Source organism: Oceanisphaera sp. (assembly GCF_048268965.1).
GTDB lineage: Bacteria > Pseudomonadota > Gammaproteobacteria > Enterobacterales > Aeromonadaceae > Oceanimonas.
Genome location: NZ_JBLWUK010000002.1, coordinates 69,716 through 89,043, shown reverse-complemented (window position 1 = coordinate 89,043; position 19,328 = coordinate 69,716). Strand labels below are relative to the sequence as shown.

Below are 19,328 nucleotides of genomic sequence, written 5' to 3'. Positions count from 1 at the left end.
GGTCCTTATAAAAAAGCCCCGGCCAGGGCCGGGGCTTTTGTGCAGTACGCCGTTACATCAAACGGCATTCAGACAGTTAAGATGAAGCAGGTTCAGTTCGCGTAGCGCCACTGAAAACTGAGCAAACTCATGGCTGCCCGAGGCTTTAAATTCAGCCAGCAGGTGACGCCAGCGATTCAGTAATTGCTCATGCTCATCCAGCCACTGGTCGAGCATACTAGCGCATTCACCTTTCGCTTTACAGTTTTTCAGTACCACGGCGGTGAGACTACGTTGCTGATAATCCAGATCTTCTCTAAAGGCAGCCCGCGCCAGCGCCTGCCAGTGATTGCTCACGCTCTGGTGATTGATTTGCTCCAGGAACCAGTGCAGCTCCAACTCGGCACCCAGCAGGAAGTAGAGCTCGGCCACCACCTTGATGTCGCGGTCCTGCTCGGCAGCCACCTGAGCCAGATCCAGCGCCGAAAACAGGCTGCTCATGTGCGAGACTCGTTCTGCGACCGAGGTTGGCACGCCCTGCTTTTCCAAGGCAGCCACTTGCTCTTTGATCTCCTTGGCTTCGGACGCCACCATGGCCTGATAGAGATGGCCCGACAAGGCAGTATAAGCCGGTTTAAATTGCGCAATGGTTTGCTCTATGCTCAGGCTGCGATTGCGCGAGCGCAAGAGCCAGCGCGTCGCACGACGTATCATGCGGCGCACCTGATAGAACATCTGCAGCTGCACCTTGGCCGGTACCTGATTGTCCAGGGCTTCAATGTCCCGTAACAGGCTGTCCATGCCAAACACTTCCCGGGCAATCATGAAGCTGACGGCAATGTCACAAATACTGGCGCCGGTTTCATCCTGCAGACGGTTGGCAAAGTTAAAGCCCATGTCGTTGACCATGATGTTGGCTAAGCGAGTGGCAATAATCTCGCTACGCAACGGATGCTTCATCAGGGCGTCGCCAAACTGGGCCACCAGTTTATCGGGCATGCTCATCGGCAGCAGGCGGGCAATATAGTCGTTGTCGGTCAGCTCGGGAATATTGAGCATGTCTTTCAACACCATTTTTCCGTACGCCACCAGAATGGCCAGCTCGGGTCGGGTCAGGCCACGACCGGCCGCCATGCGCTCGGCAATTTCTTCATCGCTGGGCAAATATTCCAGCTGTCGGTCGAGCTTGCCTTCGCGCTCCAGCCACTGAATAAAGTGCTGGTGTTCCTTGAGGGGGCCGGCGCCTCTGTGCTCGGTGATGGAGATGCTTTGTGACTGGCGATAGGCGTTGGTCAGCACGATATCGGTCACGTCATCCGTCATGTCATGCAGCAACTGATTACGGTGTTTCATGGTCAGCTCACCCTTGTCGACCAGGGTGTTGAGCAGAATTTTAATGTTCACTTCGTTGTCTGAGCAGTCGACGCCGCCAACGTTGTCGGTAAAGTCGGTGTTGATCCGCCCGCCGGTGCTCGCATACTCGATACGGCCCAGTTGCGTGCACCCCAGGTTGCCCCCCTCGCCCACGATACGGGCGCGCAGCTCGCCACCATTCACGCGCACCGCGTCATTGGCGCGATCGCCCACGTCACCGTCGGTTTCGTGCTTGGATTTCACATAGGTGCCGATGCCGCCGTTCCAGAGTAAATCCACCTTGGCCGTCAGCAGATGACGGATCACCTCGGTGGGGGTCAAGGTAGCCTTCTTGGTATCCAGCAAGGTTTTCATCTGCGGGCTCAGGGTGATCGACTTTGCCGAGCGCTCGAATACACCGCCGCCTTCGGAGATCAGGCTGGCATCATAATCGGCCCAGCTTGAGCCGGGCGTGGTGAATAACCGCTCGCGCTCCTTGAAGCTGATCGCCGCATCCGGATTGGGATCGATGAAGATATGTAGATGGTTAAAGGCCCCCACCAGGCGCGTATGGGTGGAACGCAACATGCCGTTACCGAACACATCGCCGCCCATGTCTCCTATGCCCACCGCCGTAAAGTCGGTTTGCTGGCAGTCGATGCCAATTTCACGGAAGTGGCGTTTTACCGACTCCCAGCCGCCGCGGGCAGTAATGCCCATTTTCTTGTGGTCGTAGCCCACAGAGCCGCCCGAGGCAAAGGCATCCCCCAGCCAGTGGCCGTATTCGGCACTGATTTCGTTGGCAATATCCGAGAACGATGCCGTGCCTTTGTCTGCAGCCACCACCAGATAGTAATCGTCCTCATCGTGACGCACCACGTCCCGGGCAGGAATCACCTCACCGTCAATAATATTGTCGGTCACATCCAGCAGCGCGCGAATAAACAAGCGGTAGCAGTTTTGCCCTTCCTTCAGGAAGGCCGCACGATCGCCCACCGGCAGCTGTTTGCAGACGAAGCCGCCTTTGGCCCCAACCGGTACAATCACGGTATTCTTAACCTGCTGCGCCTTGACCAGGCCCAATACTTCGGTACGGAAGTCTTCACGACGATCCGACCAGCGCAGGCCACCTCGAGCCACCTTGCCCCAACGTAAATGCACCCCTTCTACCCGGGGCGAATAGACGAATATTTCGAACTTGGGCAATGGCAGCGGCATGTCGCTGATGGTTTCCGGCGCCAGCTTGAAGGAAATATACGCCTTGGCCGTGCCGTCTTTCGCCGCCTGATAGAAGTTGGTGCGCAGCGTGGCTTCTATCATTTCCATATAGCGGCGAATGATACGGTCGTCGTCCAGGTTGGCAACCTTGTCCAGCTCGGCTATCAGTTGCTGGTGCAGCTTGTGCTGCTGGGCGGTATCCTGCTTGACCGTCAACGAGAAGCGCTGTTCAAACAGGTTGAACAGCAGCTCGGCCAATTGCGGATAACGCGACAGGGTTTCTTCTATGTAGCTCTGGCTGAAGGTCACGCCGGTTTGGCGCATGTATTTGGCATAGGCTCGCAGTACGCTGACTTCCCGGCCGGTCATGTCGGTGGCCAGCAGCAGGCGGTTGAAGCCGTCATTTTCCAGCTCGTTATTCCATACCTTGGCAAACGCTTGCTGAAAACGTTGCTGGCTGTGGTCCAGATCCAGCGGGGCGCCGGTGTAATACATGGAAAAGTCGAGTACCCAGAAGGTGTCGCCGCCACATTCTATTTTATGGGGGGTTTCACCTATGACCCGCAGCCCCATGTTTTCGAGCATGGGCAGTACATCGGATAAATGAATCGGCTCGGCTCTGTGATAGAGCTTCAACCGTACCCGGTTAGAGTCGCGCTGCTCTTCCTGGGCGCGATAAAACAACATGCCCAGCGGATTGTTATCACTCAGCGCTTCCAGTTTTTCGATATCGGCCACCGCCGAGCCGGGCATCACGCTTTCGGTATAGGCACGAGGAAAGGCATTGCCGTATTTGCCGGACAAGCGCTTGCCTTCGGCTTCACCAAAACTCACGGTTAACGACTGCGCCAGTTTATCTTCCCAGCTGCGGGCCGCTTCAATCAGGTTGGCCTGAATTTCGCTCACATCAATATCCATTGCGTTGTTTGCTACCCGGATCAAATAATGGGTACGGGCCAGTACGCCTTCAGAAAAATAGGTGGTGAATTCCACTTCTTCTTCCGAACCAAAATAACGCTGCAGAATCGCCTGGGTTTTTTCGCGCAGGGCGGTGTTGTAGCGCTCTTTGGTCACATACACCATGCAGGAGAAAAAGCGGCCAAATAAATCCCGGCGCACAAACAGGCGCGTCATGTCGCGCTCCTGCATGGCCAGCACTCCCATGCCGATCTCTTTCAGCTCTTTTTCGGTGGCCTGGATCAATTCGTCTCTGGGGTAGGTTTCCAGAATATTCAGCAAGGCTTTATAGGCATGAGAACCCGGCTCGAGCTCCGAGTCTTCCAGTATGCGCTTCAACTTGGCACCAATCAGCGGAATATCCATGGCGCTGGTATTGTAGATATTGGAAGCATACAGGCCGATAAAGCGGTCTTCGCCCACCACATTGCCCTGTTCGTCAAAGCGCTTGATGCCGATATAGTCGATATAGGAAGGACGGTGTACCCGGGACTTGTGATTGGTCTTGGTCAGGATCAGAATATCGTTGCTTAAGGCTGCTTCACGGGCCGTGGGGTTCATGTTGCCGAGCCTGAGAACTTCGCCCTGCTGGACATTGCGCAGCAAGCCCAAGCTGGTGTCGAGCTCGGGCACCAGTTCGTAGTCGTCTTTCACCGCTTTCAGGTGATAGCGACGATAGCCCATCAGGGTGAACTTGTGATCGGCCATCCAGTTTAAAAAGTCCAGCGTCTCCTGCATGTGCTCGGGATGGGCGGCCTTGGCCTGCTTGGGCAGCGCGTCAATAATGTCGTTCAGTCGCTCGACCATGGGCTGCCAGTCACCCACCATTTGCAGTACTTCATCGACCACGGATTTCAGTTCATCTTTTAGCTGGTTGCGGGTATTGGCTTGGGGAAGGCGATCTATTTCAATTAAAAAGGCGGTTTCTGCACTGTAATCTGATGTTTTTTCGGTCGTGGTCAGTATTTTCTGTAGCTGTCCCTGTTTATTGCGCACCAGATGCATGGGTTGATGCAGCATTAAATGGGAGGTGATGCCCATGCGGGTGAGTACCATGCGAATGGAGTCGACCAGAAACGGCGCATCCTTGGTGATCAGCTCCAGTATGGTGTGCGGCGACTGCCAGCCATGGCGAGCCAGTTCGGGGTTATATACCCGAACATGAGGGGTGCTTTCACTGCGGGTTTCGAAGGCGCTCCACAGGCTGATGGCCGCGCCGTACAAATCGCTGTCGTTACGGTGGTGTAAATCGTGATGGGTAATGCCGCTGTATAACTTGCTGACGAAGGTATTAACCAGGTCTGCGGTGGTGTCGGGAAATTTTTCTGTCACCAATTGGTTGACGTTTTCGAGTAACACGGACCTTGTGGCGTCTTGAAATATCATGGTGTTATTTTCCTCGGATACAGGCAATGACCATAGGGGACTCTTCCCCAACAGGATTAAACCAGTGTAAGCCCGCCCTATTTTGAATGCGAGCAAAGCAATAGAAAAAGATGCCAAAGTATCGACTCGATCACTGATGAACAGAATATAGTCACGGTCTTAAGTTTTTCTTACCGACGTTTATTTTGTATACCAATGAATATTTGGCTATTTGTATTGAATAGTTATGTGATCGCTGTGAGTTAGCTATAACCATGCGCCGTGCCATAGATAAAAAAGCCTGTGCCGTATTATCGGCACAGGCTTAATAATGGGTCGTTTAATTATGACCTGAGCGGCGTTGTGTTAATGGTTACGATAATCGGCTGAGCCGATGTAATTGCTGCTCGGCATTCAGTTCAATTTCAAAACGGCCATTTAAACCGTCGTGCCCGACAAAACGGCGAAAATGATGCAGCCCTACCTGCAGTCGTACCCCTTGCTCGGTGATCACCGACAAGGCCGCGGTGCGACCTTGATAGTACTGCAACAGCTGCGCCCGCGAGATGGCCAGGCGAAAACGCAGCCTTCGCATTACGCCAGCGCCTTGGATATCTTCTCGTACAGGTCCCGAGACAGGTCGGGCAAGGCCATCAACTGCTGCAAGCGGGCTTTAATCAGCCCCTGGCGGGCATCGTCCAGTCGGGAAAACTGGATCAGGGGCGTGATCATCCGTGAGGCCACCTGGGGGTTACTCTTGTTCAACTGAGTGAGTACCGAAACCAGCAAATCATAGCCGGCACCGTCGATGCGATGAAACTGCAGCGGGTTGCCCATAATGAAGGCACCAATCACGGCCCGCACTCGATTGGGGTTATTCAGGCTGAAGGTCGGGTGTGCCATCAGCTGCTGAATGCGCGCCAGGGTATCGTCGCCGGGGGCCGTGGCTTGCAGCCGGAACCAGTTATCCAGCACCAGGCCATCCTGTTGCCATTTACCTTCAAAATCGGCCAGCAGCGCACCCGCTTCGCTCAGCTCGGCCCGCACCGCAGCCTTCATGGCGGCCAGGGTGTCGGTCATGTTGTCGGCACCCTGATATTGCTGCTGTACCCGATGCGCCTCTCCGGCCAGCGCCAGATAGCTCAGCGCGACGTTTTTCACGGCACGTTTGGCAATATCCTGATGCTCGATACGGTATTCCGGCGTCTGATTCTGCTCATAGGCCTGCAGCCACAAGGGTTGCAGCGCCACCGCCAGCTCGCTATGCAACAGCTCGTGTACCTGTCCCAGCAAGTCGATATCCACCTGTTCGAACAGTTCCAGCAAGCTGCCCACATCGGGCAAGGTCAGCATTTGCGCCTGCAGGGCCTTGTCCAGGGCCGGGTCTTCCAGGGTGGTACGGAACACATCCAGCAGGGGTCTGGGGACCACAGCCGGCTCCTGGCGTTGCAGCCGGGATACATTGTCGCGCACCGCCTTGTTGATCAGCATCTGTACCGCATCCCAGCGCACAAACTCGTCGATGCTGTGTTTGGCCAGCAAGGTGAGCTGCTCGTCGCTGTAGGGGTAGTCCAGCTTCACCGGCGCCGAAAAGCCCTGCAACAAGGCCGGGGTCGGCCTGGAGGGCACCTGCTCGAACACAAACTGCTGCTCGGCTTCCAGCACATCCAGTACCGGGCCGACGGCTTCGCCGGCCATCATCAGGGATAAGGGCTCGCCCTGCTCCGTATACAGGGCCAGGCTCAGGGGTATATGCAACGGCAGCTTCTGGGGTTGCTCCGGCGTGGCCGGGGTATGCTGGCGCACGGTCAGGGTGTAGCGTTGCTGGACCGCATCGTAGTCATCGCTCACGGTCAGCACCGGAGTGCCGGCCTGACTGTACCAGCGGGTAAAGCGGGTCAGATCACGGCCACTGGCTTCGCTCATGGCGGCCACAAAGTCATCACAGGTGGCGGCCTGGCCATCGTGACGCTGGAGATACAGCGCCAGCCCGCGCTGAAAGGCCTGCTCCCCCAGCAGGGTATGCAGCATGCGGATCACTTCCGCGCCTTTTTCATACACGGTCAGGGTATAAAAGTTGTTCATTTCTATGACCGCATCGGGCCGGATGGGGTGCGCCATGGGGCCGGCGTCTTCGGCAAACTGCGGGCCGCGCATCACCCGCACGTTCTGAATGCGGTTAACGGGTCGCGAGCCCAGATCGGAAGAAAACTCCTGATCCCGGAATACCGTCAGCCCTTCCTTGAGTGATAACTGAAACCAGTCACGACAGGTGACCCGGTTGCCGGTCCAGTTATGAAAGTACTCGTGGCCGATCACCCGCTCGACATCCAGGTAGTCGTTATCGGTCGCGGTGTTGGCATCGGCCAGCACGAACTTGGAGTTAAAGACATTCAGGCCCTTGTTTTCCATGGCGCCCATATTGAAGAACTCGACCGCCACTATCATGTAGATGTCAAGATCGTATTCCAGGTGGCAACGCTGTTCATCCCAGGCCATGGAGGCCTTCAGGCTGTCCATGGCGTGCCCGGCGCGATGCAGGTTGCCCTGATCGACAAAGATCTCCAGCGCCACCTTGCGGCCACTCATGGTGGTGTAGCTATCGCGCAAGACGTCGAAATTGCCCGCCACCAGGGCAAACAGATAGGCCGGCTTGGGAAACGGGTCCTGCCACTGCACCCAATGGCGGCCGTCGTCCAGGCTGCCCTGATCGATGCGGTTACCGTTGGACAGCAAATAAGGGTAGTCCTCGGCATCGGCGGTGATACGGGTGCTGAAGCGCGCCAGCACATCGGGCCGATCCAGGTAATAGGTAATGCGACGAAAGCCCTGTGCCTCACATTGAGTGCAAAAGGCCGAGCCCGACTTGTACAGCCCTTCGAGCGCCGTATTGGCCGCCGGATCGATAAGGGTTTTAATGGTCAGCACAAAGCTTTCCGGCAGCTGGGACAGGATCAGACTGTTGTCGGTTTGCTGATATTGAGTAATGTCTACGCCATTGACGGCCACCTGCAACAGCTCTAGCTGTTCGCCATCCAGTACCAGTGGCTCGTCGTGCTCACCGTTGCGCTGCACCCGGCTGATGGCCACCACTTCGGTGGCATGGTCATGCAGTTGAATGTCCAGATCCAGAGTATCAATCCAGTAATGTGGCGGCTGATAATCTTCGCGATATTGTACTTGAGGTTTTATTTGAGTCATGGCGGAGATCTCGTCAAAGTCGTAGCGGGGGGGGCGTGATACAAAAAGCCCGGCCAACAGACTGCTGGCCGGGCAAAGGGGACTAGCCAAGCAATCGAGCAAGATCGGCGGTAATGCGTGCCGCTTCTTCCAGATAGCTGTCTTCCGGCTCAAAGTCACTGGGAGTGTCATCCAGGGAGCTGACCGTATCCAGGCCGGCGCGGCGTAGCCGATCGTTCAGGCGAGCCAGGGCCTTGGCGTCCTGCTCTTCCATTTCGGCTTTGCGCTCTGCCAGATTAAGGGAAATCGAGTCTTTTTCCTTGAGCTTTTTGTATTCCTTGATGTCTTCGAACACATAAACAAACTCGGGATCCTGCTCTATTCTCGCCTGATGACGCTGGCGCAACTGGCCCAACAAGGGCGTTAAGTCATGAATGGTCTCGAACTCGAGGCTGTCTACCTGATCCCAGGGCAGCGCGTTCTTCTCCAGACTTTCACCGGTTTCGTCGGCCACTATCGGCGTCGGGAACGGAATATCCGGCTTGACGCCCTTGTTCTGGGTGCTGCCGCCATTAATGCGGTAGAACTTGGCAATGGTAAACTGCACAAACCCCATCGGGTGCTCGTACAAGTCATAAATGCGCGACAAGCTGCGGTGCTGCTGTACCGTGCCCTTGCCAAAGGTGTTTTCACCCAGGATAACGGCGCGACCGTAGTCTTTCAGGGCGGCGGCAAAAATTTCGGACGCCGAAGCAGAATAACGATCGATGAGCACCGTCATGGGGCCATCGTAGGCGATCTGGCCATCGTCGTCACCATTTACCGAGATACGCCCCAGGCCATCACGAATTTGTACCACTGGGCCACTCTTGATAAAGAGTCCGGTCAGGCTGGAGGCCTCGGTCAGGGAACCACCGCCATTGGCGCGCAAGTCGATCACCAACCCCTGAATATTGTCTTTTTTCAGCTTGTTGATTTCTTCGGCAACATCGACGCTCAGGTTGACATAAAAACTCGGAATTTCGATCACTCCGATGTTTTCACCGGCCACCTCGATGATCTTGCCACTGGCGGCTCTGTCTTCCAGGCGTACCGTATCCCGGGTCAGCTGAATGACTTTGGGTGTCGCGGTGACGGCCTTGCCGCGCTGAATTTGCAGCCAGACATCGGTGCCTTTACGGCCCTTGATGAGGTCGACGACTTCATCCAGCCGCCAGCCGATAACATCGGTAATGTTCTCGGACTGCTGACCTACCCCTATGATGCGGTCATCGGGTTGCAGTTCGCCGGACTTGGCCGCCGGCCCGCCCGGTACCAACGAGCGGATCACCGTATAGTCGTCTTCAGCCTGTAACACAGCGCCTATGCCTTCGAGAGACAGATTCATCTCGGTCTCGAAGCGCTCGGCATTACGGGGGCTCAAGTAACTGGTATGGGGTTCGATAGTGCGGGCAAAGGCGTTGGCAAAGCTCTGAAAGGCATCTTCGCTTTCACTTTGCACCAGGCGCTTGATGGCATTGTTGTAGCGTTTGGCCAGGGTTTCACGGATTTCATCCCAGTCCTTGTCGGTCAAGGCCAGGCTCAGGGCATCGTACTTCACTCTTTGATACCAGAGCTTGTCGAGCTCGGCCTGATCCTTGGGCCAGTCGGCCTTGCGACGGTCAAACTGATAGTCTTCGCTGCCATCGAAATTCATGGGGGTATCGAGCAACGACAAGGCATACACCAGACGCTGATAGCGCAGTTGCAGACTCTCGTTGTACATCTCGAAGGCAATATCAAGCCGACCGGCCCTGAGCGCATCATCGAAACTCTCTCGATAACGCTTGAAGCGATTAATGTCGGCCTGAGTGAAGATGTTCTTGCCGTAATCCAGACTGTCGATAAAACGGTCGAAAATCTGGCCGGAAAAGGCATCATCCAGCTGAAACTGGCGATAATGAGAACGGGTGAACAGCGCGGTAACCCGCTTGCTGGCAGCCGCATGCTGACTTTCTGGTGCCAAAATGGGAATGGCTGAAGCATCAGTAGTCGGTGGTACTGCCCAGGCAATACCTGCCGCCATCATGCCTGCGGCTATCAAAGACAAACGAATTCCGTGACTGATCAAACCCTACTCCTTAAAGAATAAGATGCTCGAATTTAACACGCACCGACATACCGGTTTTCAGTTCCACCTGAACGTCATCACGAGTAATTTCTTTAATAGTAGCGGGTACCGGAGACTTGCCCAGCAAGACCTTTACATCTTGTGCCACCGCCAGCGTCGCCGGATCAACCTTGCGCGGGGCCGGTTTGGCTTTTTTGGCTGCGGGTTTGTCTTTGGCAGCTTTGTCTTTGCGCTGACCAAACACTTTTTCCTTGCTTTCTTTCAGTGCACCCTTGGCATGATCAACATGCTCCTGGGTCAACTCGCCACAAGGTTCACCGTCCAGGTCGACTCGGCTCTGGCCCGCTTTCAGGCCATGCAGGTAGCGCCAGCTTGAGGTGTATTGGCGCAATGCCGTGCGCAACAAGGTCTTGGAGACCTTGGGGTCTTCACCCAGACGGCTGGCCAAATCCTGAAAAATACCAATTTTCAGGGGTTTGGCTTCACCGGTTGCGATAAAGCATTGCGGGAAGCGTTCGGCCAGGTAGGCGATGACTTCTTTACTGTTTTTCAATTTTTCCGAGTTTTCCATGAAATACCTTGGTTTAAGCCTAAGGGCGCACTGCCCACATTGATACACGCATATTATAAAGAGCACACAGACAAAAGCGACCCAAACGTTACAGCAAGGGTTGAACTGCCGTTACCCACTGCCGCAAACCCGCTTCATCCTCTTCATCAAAACGCCCATATTGAGGGCTGTCAATGTCCAGCACCCCCCATATGTTATCCCCGTCACGCAATGGCAGCACAATTTCCGAGTTACTGGCACTGTCGCAGGCGATATGACCAGAAAATTCATGTACATTGGCAACACGCTGGATTTGGCCACTGGCGGCGGCGGTACCGCACACACCCTGCCCTAACGGAATCCGCACGCAGGCGGGTTTTCCCTGAAAAGGCCCCAGCACCAGGCTGTCTTGCTCGCGCAGGTAAAAGCCAACCCAGTTGATGTCTTCCAGTGCCAGATTAAGCAGGGCAGACAGGTTAGCCAGTTTGGCAATACGGTTTGGTTCACCTTCGCACAAGGCCTGAGCCTGGGCAGTAAGGCTCTGGTAAAATGCAATTTTTTCAGACATAGCCATAAAGTATCGTTAATTTTGGCCTAACTTACCTGCCCTTTCTCCAAATGAAAACCCGATGATGGTGATTGATGGATAAAAAAAACCTGCAGACCCCTCTTTTGCAGTGGTCAGATATCGTCAACATGATGCGAAAGCGGCGTTCGGCACTGATCTATGCGCACTTGTTTGCGTTATGCGGCACTGTATTGGCGGTTCCCGTGCCCTTGTTGATGCCCTTGCTGGTAGACGAAGTATTACTCGATAGTCCGGGCCGTTTGCTGGAAGGGTTGAGCTGGCTGCTGCCCGAAAGCTGGCATACCGGAGTCGGTTTCATTCTGGCCGTGCTGGTGATCACACTGCTGTTGCGCACCCTGTCACTGATATTCAATATTATTCAGGGTCGCCAGTTTGCCCGGGTGGCCAAAAACCTCACCTTTCAGATCAGACAATTACTGGCGCGCCAGTTGTCGCGCACCCCCCTGCGTTCTTTTGAGTCTGTGGGGGCCGGTACTGTCAGTTCTCATTTTGTCACCGATGTAGAAACCCTGGATAAATTTCTGGGGGAAACCCTGAGCCGTTTACTCATCAGCCTGTTGAGCGTGATTGGCACCGCCGTGGTGTTGCTGCTGCTCAGCTGGCAACTGGGGTTGTTTATTTTACTGCTCAACCCGGTGGTGGTGTATTTTTCCAGCCGGCTGGGTGCCAAGGTCAAATACCTGAAGCGTGATGAAAACAGTGCCTTCGAGCTGTTTCAGCAAGCCCTGATAGAAACCCTAGACGGTATTCACGAAATCAGGGCCGCCAACCGCGAACGCCACTACCTGTTGCGCGTGACCGACCGTGCCCGCGGGGTGCGCGATACCGCCATTGATTATGCCTGGAAAAGCGAAGCGGCCAGCCGCGCCAGCTTCCTGCTGTTTTTATCCGGGGTCGAGCTGTTTCGGGCCGCGGGCATGATCATGGTGCTGTATACAGACCTCACCGTTGGCCAGATATTTGCTGTGTTCAGTTACCTGTGGTTCATGATGGGCCCGGTACAGGATTTGCTGAACATGCAGTACTCCTTTTATGCCGCCAGCGCCGCCCTCAAACGGGTGAACAACATGCTGTCTCTGGGGGCCGAACCCGAGCCACAAGGCAGTACCAACCCGTTTTCGGGGGTCACTACCCTGCCGATTGCGGTCAGCAATCTCAGCTTTTCCTACAATGGCGAGCGTAAGGTGCTGGACGATGTCAACCTGCAGATCCAGGCGGGTGAAAAAGTCGCGCTGGTCGGTGCCAGCGGAGGCGGCAAGTCGACCTTCATCCAGCTGCTGCTGGGGCTGTATCCGGCAGATACCGGCGTCATTTGCTTTGGTGGGGTCAGCAGCAAGGACATCGGCTTTCCAACCATTCGCGAGCACGTGGCCACCGTCTTGCAACAGCCGGTCTTGTTCAATGATACGGTGCGCGCCAACCTGAGCCTGGGGGATGAGCATGGCGATGCCGCCTTGTGGCAGGCCCTGAAGGTGGCGCAACTGGATGATGTGGTGGCGGTCATGGAAGACGGCCTGAATACCCAGGTAGGACGGCGCGGCGTCAAGCTGTCGGGCGGACAGCAGCAACGGCTGGCCATTGCGCGCATGGTGCTTAAAAACCCCGCTATCGTGATCCTGGATGAAGCCACCTCGGCCCTGGATACCGAGACCGAAAACCGGCTGCATGGGGCCCTGTCCACGTTTTTACAGGGCAGAACCACACTGATCGTGGCTCACCGCCTCAGCTCTATCCGCCAGGCAGACCGCGTGCTGGTGTTTGAAGATGGCAAGATCAGCCAGTCGGGAACCCATCACGAGCTGCTGGAGCAGGATGGTTTGTATCGCACCTTGTATAGCTGAGCTTTAGTAAGGTGTTGGATGTGAAGCGTGAGGAGTGAGGCGTGAGGCGTGAGGCGTGAGGCGTGAGGGGATGCCAAACACCCATGCTGTGAGGCGTGGGTGATCTTTACCCTTTACGCCTCACATATTATATCGCGTTCCGATGTCAGGCGACGGCCTGAATGTCGTCGTCACTGTTGCTGGTCTCGGCGCTCGTATCTGGCGCTGTGTCTGTGCCGCTATCAGTAGCCTTGGCTGCGGCTTTATCGGTCTTTTTGGCGGGCTTCTTTTTCGGGCCGCTTAACAGGGCCTGGTTCTGTGCCAGATACAGGGCCAGTGCTTCACGGTCTGCCTCGTTCAAACTCACGGGGCCATCCGCCAGCACCTCGTCGAGGTGTTCGGCCAGATCGAGCAGGCGATCATGGGCATCGGCTTCTTTTTTGTTGGTAAACGCCATTTTTTCGATTCCGTTTCTTACTACAAGATACTGTATTGTGACTGCCATAACTGACTCCTGTTCTGTATGTATATACAGTAATATTATACCACCCGGGATGCAAGAGCCCGGCCTGATATTTGCTGTTGGACACAGGGGCGTTCACCGCTTATTCTGGTGGGATCCGCTATCCTGACTCGCTTTTTGCTGCAGGTTGTTGATCTTTTTTGCCCCTTCGCTGGCGAGCTGGTGCATTCTGGCCGATAGTTGATAGGTGAAGCGCGCTTTTTGGGCGCCTTCACACTAGCGCACGGCTCAGCAAATGAGCCATTCCCCTAGGCCAGGTACACGGATTTCGTACCTGGCTTTTTTTGCGTTTACCATTTACGACAACAAGCGGCTGGGAGCCACCTTGTTATCCAGGAGGAACCGGCTGCGTCATGTCATCTAATGCCACCTTACCACTGATTATCCTGTTAGGTGCCGTATCGGCCCTCACCCCCCTCGCCATCGATATGTATCTGCCCGCCATGCCTGCCATTGCCGAAACACTCGGCACCAACTCCCACCGGGTACAGGCCACCCTGGCCGCCTATACCGGCGGTTTTGCCCTGGGGCAATTGTTGTTTGGCCCCGTGTCTGATGCCAAGGGGCGCCGACCCGTGCTGCTGGGGGGCATGCTGGTGTTTGGTATTGCCGCCATGTTGTGTGCCATGGCCGATTCGGTGGAAAGCCTGACCTGGCTGCGGGCCGCTCAAGGCTTTGCCGGCGCCGCCTCGGCAGTGGTGGTACAGGCCCTGGTGCGCGATTTGTTCAATCGGGAAGACTTTGCCCGCACCATGGCCTACATCACACTGGTGATGACATTGGCGCCCCTGGTGGCTCCCATGCTGGGCGGACATTTGGCTCACTGGTTTGGCTGGCGTTCCATTTTTTGGGTGCTCACCGGCTTTACCGTACTCATCGCCTTGTTCAGCAGTTTCAAGCTGCCCGAGACTCTGCCCCCGGAGCGACGTCAGCCCTTGCATTTCATGTCGATTATTCGCAGTTACCTGCGGCTGCTCTCTACCCGCGAGGCGTTGGGTTTCATGTTGTGCGGCGCCTTTTCGTTTGCCGGTATGTTCGCCTTTTTAACCGGTGCCTCGTTTATCTACATCGATATCTATGGGGTATCGCCACAACACACAGGTTATCTGTTCGGGCTGAATGTCATCAGCCTGATGCTGTTTACCACCCTGAATGGCAGATGGGTGCGTCGACTGGGCTCGCGCACCATGCTGCGCCTGGCCTTGAGTTTGCAGTTGCTGGCGGGAATACTGATGCCGATTGGGCCCTTGCTCGGCTGGGGGCTGTGGTCGGTTGTCGCCCCTATCATGTTGTATGTAGGAGTGATTTCCACCATTGGCAGTAACTGCATGGCCAGCTTGCTCAGCAGTCTGCCCAACCTGGCAGGAACCGCCTCGTCACTGGCCGGTACGCTGCGCTTCGGCATGGCCGCCCTGGCGGGAGCCTGGGTGGCCATGCTGCCCGACAGCTCGCCCCTGTATATGCTACTGACCATGAGTGGCTGTGCCCTACTGTCGGCACTTACCTATGGTTGGTTATGTGAACGAAAAGCGCCGTGAGGCGTGAGGCGTGAAGCGTAAATAGAGGGGGGAACCAAACACCGCATCTGTGCGGTTAGGTTTCCCCCCTCACTTCACCCCTGGCCCATTATTTTTTGGGTCCGTTCAACAAGGCTTCTATGCTGCCGACTGCGCCCAGTACGCTGCTGGCTTCAAAGGGCAGGAAGATACGATCGCCCTCTTTGCCGATCTCCGGCAGGGTTTTCAGGTATTCCAGCCCCAGTAAATAACCGACCACCAATTGTGGATCCAGTCTTTCATCCCCGGCAGACAGTACTTCATCGATGGCCTTGCGTTGACCTTCGGCCATGAGAATGGCGGCTTCTTTGCGGCCTTCTGCCACCAGTATGCTGGAGCGTTTTTCGCCTTCGGCCTTGGCTATGGCCGCTTCCCGCTCACCACTGGCACGCAGTACCAGCGCCCGACGCTCACGCTCGGCTGCCATTTGCTTGCGCATGGCATCCTCTACTTCGGTCGGGATCAGAATATCCTGAATTTCTACCCGGGTGACCTTGACGCCCCACTTGTTGCCGGCCTCGTCCATCACCAATTGCAACTTGTCGTTAATTTCCTGGCGGGATTCAAACAGCTTGTCGAGCTCCATTTTACCCATTTCGGAACGCAGCGAGGTTTTGGCCAATATTTCGATGGCCTGAATCAGGTTTTCCGTTTGATACACGGCACGTTCGGGATCGATCACCTGAAAATACAGCGCACCATTGACCGTCACGCTCACGTTGTCGGCGGTGATCACCGACTGGCCGGGAAAGTCGAGTACGGTTTCGCGCCGGTCGATGCGGGTTTCTTCCTGTACTATGGCGACGTTTTCTCCGCCTATCGCCTGATAGCGGCGCACCTTGATGGAGCGGGGCTGATCGATAAAGGGGATCACCCAGTTCACCCCTGGCGCCAGGGTCTTGTTATAACTCCCCAGCCGCTCGATAACCACCGCCTCCGACTGTTGCACTATCATGAGTCCCTTGACGACAAACACCAGAATAACCAGGGTAAACACCAGCGCGACCACTAACATTGCATCCATAACCTTCCCCTTTTAATCAACAATGGCGGTAATGCCATCAAATCGGCACACCTTGACCCGAGTGCCCGCCGTCAGGGTTGCCCCCGAGGCACTGCGTACCGGAAACAGATCCCCTTCCAGCTTGAGGCGATATTCACCGGAAGACAGCTGCACGATTTCGCCTTGTTGCCGGCGTCCTTCTCCGGCCAGAAAGCTGGTACGGCGCGATGGCGCATAACGACGAAACAGATACTTGAGTAGCGGAGCCAGCACGGCGGCGGCGATGGCGAAGGTGAACCACTGCCCGGTCACCCCGACATTCAGCCAGGCCGCCGCCATGGTGATCAGCGCCGCCAACCCGAGAGCCAAGGCAAAAAAGCCGGTGCCGGTTAACTCCAGTAAAAACAATAGTAAGGCGGCAATCAGCCACCCATGCCATGCCAGCAAGGCACACCTCCCAGAAAAGACACAATTGAAACAGTTTGTTTATTGAATAATCACTATAGAGGAGGGATGAACATATGCATAGCTGGGAGGAGTGAGAGGTGAAGCGTGAGCCGTAATACATGAGGAGCGAGGCGCCGGTTTGGCGCCTCGCTCCTCACGCTTAACAATTTATACGTTCATGGGTTTGGCCAGCTTGAACAGTTCGAAGAAGTTGGCGGTGGTTTGGGCGGCTACCTCTTCTACCGACACCCCTTTCAGCTTGGCGATAAATTCCGCCACGGTGCGGGTGTAGGCCGGCTCGTTTTCTTCCCCCCTAAAGGGCACGGGCGCCAACCAGGGAGAGTCGGTTTCCACCAGCAAGCGCTCCAGTGGCAGGGCTTTGACCACTTCCCGCAAGGCGGCTGCGCTGTTAAAGGTCACAATGCCGGAAATGGAGATATAAAAGCCCAGCTCAATCGCCGCTTCGGCCATTTCCAGGGACTCGGTGAAACAGTGCAGCACACCGCCTACCTTATCGGCGCCGCCGTTACGCAAAATATCCAGCGTATCCTGCTGGGCGTTACGGGTATGAATGATCAAGGGCTTGTTCAGCGCCACCGCCGTGGCCACATGTTGTTCGAACGAACGCCGCTGTAACTCGGCCGACTCGGGAGCATAAAAGTAATCCAGCCCGGTCTCGCCAATGGCCACCACCGCCGGATCCGCCGCCAGCTGCTGCAGCAGTCCGGGATCATTGGGCTCATCATCCTGATGCAGCGGATGCACACCACAGGAGGCAAACACCTGAGGAAAAGGCTTGATGGCGGCGAGCATCTCGGGAAAGGTCGATAAGTCCACGCTAATGCACAGCATATGATGCACACCGCGATTGGCCGCCTTGCGAATGGCCTCGGCCATATCAGCGTGTTTTTTACCGTATTCAAGTTTGTCCAGGTGGCAATGAGAGTCAACCAGCAAAACCGTCTCCTTTAAATAGATCGTGAAGGGGGAAGCGTGAGAAGTGAGGAGTCTAGGGGGCTGTACTTCCACCTCACTCTTTACTCTTCCCCCTCGCACTTCACCTTATATTAATGAATCAACCAGTCATTCAGCCACTGGGTCAGCTGCAGCCCGGGGTTGACCGGTCTGCCGGTACCCGACTGCAGGGTGCGGCGCAATTGCGCCAAGCCATCGAGGGCCAGGGTCAGCCTGGGCGCGCCCAACTCGCTCACACCCCGGCACAGGGGTTCGCTATCCACCAGGCGCAGGCTGGCGGACGACAAGCCCAGTGCCAGCTGCAGCGCATCCTGCAGCAATAATTGCAGCCAGAGTAAGTGTACCGGCTGCTCCAGTAATCCGGCCTGCACACGGGTTAACAGCTGGGGCTGTTGTCGTAACTGTGCAAACTGCTGCAACAATTGCTGGCGACGCTGATCGGTCCCCGCGGCCAAATAGTCCCGGGTATTCAGTGGCGAGCCCTGGTTTACATTGAGCGCGCTTAAATTGGCCTGCGCTCCGGCCGTGCCCAACCCCTGCCCGGCCAGCCAGTCGAGCACCAATGCCGCGTCCGGCACCGGCAGTAGCCATTGCTGACAGCGGCTGCGAATGGTGGGCAACAAGCGATCGGGTTGAGAACTGATCAACAAGAGATTGGACTGCCCCGCCGGCTCTTCCAGGGTTTTCAGCAAGGCATTGGCGGCTGCTTCGGTCATTTTTTCGGCCTGCTCAATCACCGCCACCTTGCCATGGCCCAATCGGGCGCTTTCACTCAATACCTGAGTCAGCTGGCGAATGGTGTCAACGCTGATGCTGCGCTGATCGGTACGAATAATATGCAAGTCGGAATGGTTACCCGCCACGACCAGCTGACAGGCATGACAGTGGCCGCAAGGAACGGCGACTTCGGCTTGCGGCGGGACCTTGTTTTCCCCATCACTTGTATGTTGGCATAATAAAGCCTGAGCCAATTGCAGACCCAGCTCACGCTTGCCCAGCCCCTCTATGCCCTTCAACAACAGCGCATGGCCCAGTTGCCGTTGGGCGATCAGCCCCGTGAGTTGCCGTGTCTGCTCGTTTAGCCAAGGGTACACAGGCGTCGCTCCAGGCAAGCCAATACCGCGGCCTTGACCTCGGCCTCGTTCTGGCTGGCATCTATGACTTCACAGTCTGAGTCAGCCTGGGCCAGACGTAAATAACCGGCACGAGTGCGCTCGAAAAAGCCCAGTTGTTCCTGCTCTATGCGGTCTAGCTCGCCGCGAACCCGAGCCCGCTCCAGCCCCTGGGCCGGATCGATATCCAGGTACAGGATCAAGTCGGGAGCAAAGTCCCCCAATACCGCCTGCTTGATCTGTTTGATCAGCGCAATATCTATGCCTCGTCCGCCCCCCTGATAGGCCAGTGACGACCAGTCGTGTCTGTCTCCGACCACCCAGGTACCGGCGGCCAGCGCCGGTTGAATGCGATTTTTCACCAGTTGCACCCGTGCCGCATACATCAGCAACAGCTCGGCTTCCATGGTCAGCGGCTCTTCATGTACTTCTTTAACCAGGCCCCGCATTTTTTCTGCCAGCGGCGTGCCGCCCGGCTCCCGGGTGCGCATCACCGTCAGTCCTCTGGCTTCAAGCCAGGCCACCACATGGCCTTGTACCGTACTTTTACCGGCACCTTCGAGCCCTTCAATCACAATAAACTGGCTCATT

General features: G+C 56.1%; 14 protein-coding genes. 2 read left to right on the top strand and 12 right to left on the bottom strand.

Translation table 11 applies throughout. The features are described from left to right. Positions 1 to 57 precede the first annotated feature (57 nt). From ACN0VL_RS01690 to ACN0VL_RS01665, 6 genes are all read right to left on the bottom strand, one after another. Entirely contained in the window at positions 58 to 4,893 is a 4,836-nt protein-coding gene (locus ACN0VL_RS01690; protein WP_417614391.1) for an NAD-glutamate dehydrogenase, read from the bottom strand. A 352-nt stretch (positions 4,894 to 5,245) separates the two neighbouring features. Continuing rightward, the gene (locus ACN0VL_RS01685) at positions 5,246 to 5,467 is read right to left on the bottom strand and encodes a DUF2835 family protein (RefSeq protein WP_417614390.1); all 222 of its coding nucleotides are present in this window, start codon (positions 5,465 to 5,467) and stop codon (positions 5,246 to 5,248) included. Beyond that, a complete protein-coding gene (pepN, locus tag ACN0VL_RS01680) occupies positions 5,467 to 8,073 on the bottom strand; it encodes an aminopeptidase N (RefSeq protein ID WP_417614389.1) in 2,607 nt (868 codons plus the stop codon). Before pepN ends, ACN0VL_RS01685 begins: the two co-directional genes overlap by 1 nt. Before the next feature lie 82 nt (positions 8,074 to 8,155). Then, positions 8,156 to 10,162 carry a carboxy terminal-processing peptidase gene (prc, locus tag ACN0VL_RS01675; protein WP_417614388.1) on the bottom strand — a complete coding sequence of 669 codons (2,007 nt, stop codon included), beginning with the start codon at positions 10,160 to 10,162 and terminating at the stop codon, positions 8,156 to 8,158. 10 nt (positions 10,163 to 10,172) lie between these two features. Continuing rightward, complete coding sequence (proQ, locus tag ACN0VL_RS01670; protein ID WP_417614387.1) at positions 10,173 to 10,733, bottom strand: RNA chaperone ProQ; 561 nt, start codon at positions 10,731 to 10,733, stop codon at positions 10,173 to 10,175. An 88-nt stretch (positions 10,734 to 10,821) separates the two neighbouring features. Then, positions 10,822 to 11,280, bottom strand: coding sequence for a GAF domain-containing protein (locus ACN0VL_RS01665; RefSeq protein WP_417614538.1), 459 nt, complete (start codon positions 11,278 to 11,280; stop codon positions 10,822 to 10,824). A gap of 74 nt (positions 11,281 to 11,354) precedes the next feature. Here ACN0VL_RS01665 and ACN0VL_RS01660 point away from each other — a divergent pair, with 74 nt between their 5' ends. Further along, on the top strand, positions 11,355 to 13,142 hold the full coding sequence (locus ACN0VL_RS01660; protein WP_417614386.1) for an ABC transporter ATP-binding protein: 1,788 nt from the start codon (positions 11,355 to 11,357) through the stop codon (positions 13,140 to 13,142). Between the two features lie 145 nt (positions 13,143 to 13,287). Here the strand turns inward: ACN0VL_RS01660 and ACN0VL_RS01655 are convergent, their stop codons facing one another. Continuing rightward, positions 13,288 to 13,626: a YebG family protein gene (locus tag ACN0VL_RS01655; RefSeq protein ID WP_417614385.1), complete on the bottom strand. Its 339-nt coding sequence runs from the start codon at positions 13,624 to 13,626 to the stop codon at positions 13,288 to 13,290. 371 nt (positions 13,627 to 13,997) lie between these two features. Between ACN0VL_RS01655 and ACN0VL_RS01650 the strand changes: the two genes are divergently transcribed. Next, positions 13,998 to 15,182, top strand: coding sequence for a Bcr/CflA family multidrug efflux MFS transporter (locus tag ACN0VL_RS01650; RefSeq protein ID WP_417614384.1), 1,185 nt, complete (start codon positions 13,998 to 14,000; stop codon positions 15,180 to 15,182). Between the two features lie 88 nt (positions 15,183 to 15,270). Here the strand turns inward: ACN0VL_RS01650 and ACN0VL_RS01645 are convergent, their stop codons facing one another. From ACN0VL_RS01645 to tmk, 5 genes are all read right to left on the bottom strand, one after another. Continuing rightward, positions 15,271 to 16,224, bottom strand: coding sequence for an SPFH domain-containing protein (locus ACN0VL_RS01645; RefSeq protein WP_417614383.1), 954 nt, complete (start codon positions 16,222 to 16,224; stop codon positions 15,271 to 15,273). 12 nt (positions 16,225 to 16,236) lie between these two features. Continuing rightward, the gene (locus tag ACN0VL_RS01640) at positions 16,237 to 16,650 is read right to left on the bottom strand and encodes an NfeD family protein (protein WP_417614382.1); all 414 of its coding nucleotides are present in this window, start codon (positions 16,648 to 16,650) and stop codon (positions 16,237 to 16,239) included. Positions 16,651 to 16,818: 168 nt separating this feature from the next. After that, positions 16,819 to 17,607, bottom strand: a complete 789-nt coding sequence (locus ACN0VL_RS01635; RefSeq protein WP_417614381.1) for a TatD family hydrolase — start codon at positions 17,605 to 17,607, stop codon at positions 16,819 to 16,821. 110 nt (positions 17,608 to 17,717) lie between these two features. Next, on the bottom strand, positions 17,718 to 18,719 hold the full coding sequence (gene holB, locus ACN0VL_RS01630; RefSeq protein WP_417614380.1) for a DNA polymerase III subunit delta': 1,002 nt from the start codon (positions 18,717 to 18,719) through the stop codon (positions 17,718 to 17,720). After that, on the bottom strand, positions 18,704 to 19,327 hold the full coding sequence (gene tmk, locus ACN0VL_RS01625; protein WP_417614379.1) for a dTMP kinase: 624 nt from the start codon (positions 19,325 to 19,327) through the stop codon (positions 18,704 to 18,706). Before tmk ends, holB begins: the two co-directional genes overlap by 16 nt. Position 19,328: the final 1 nt, after the last annotated feature.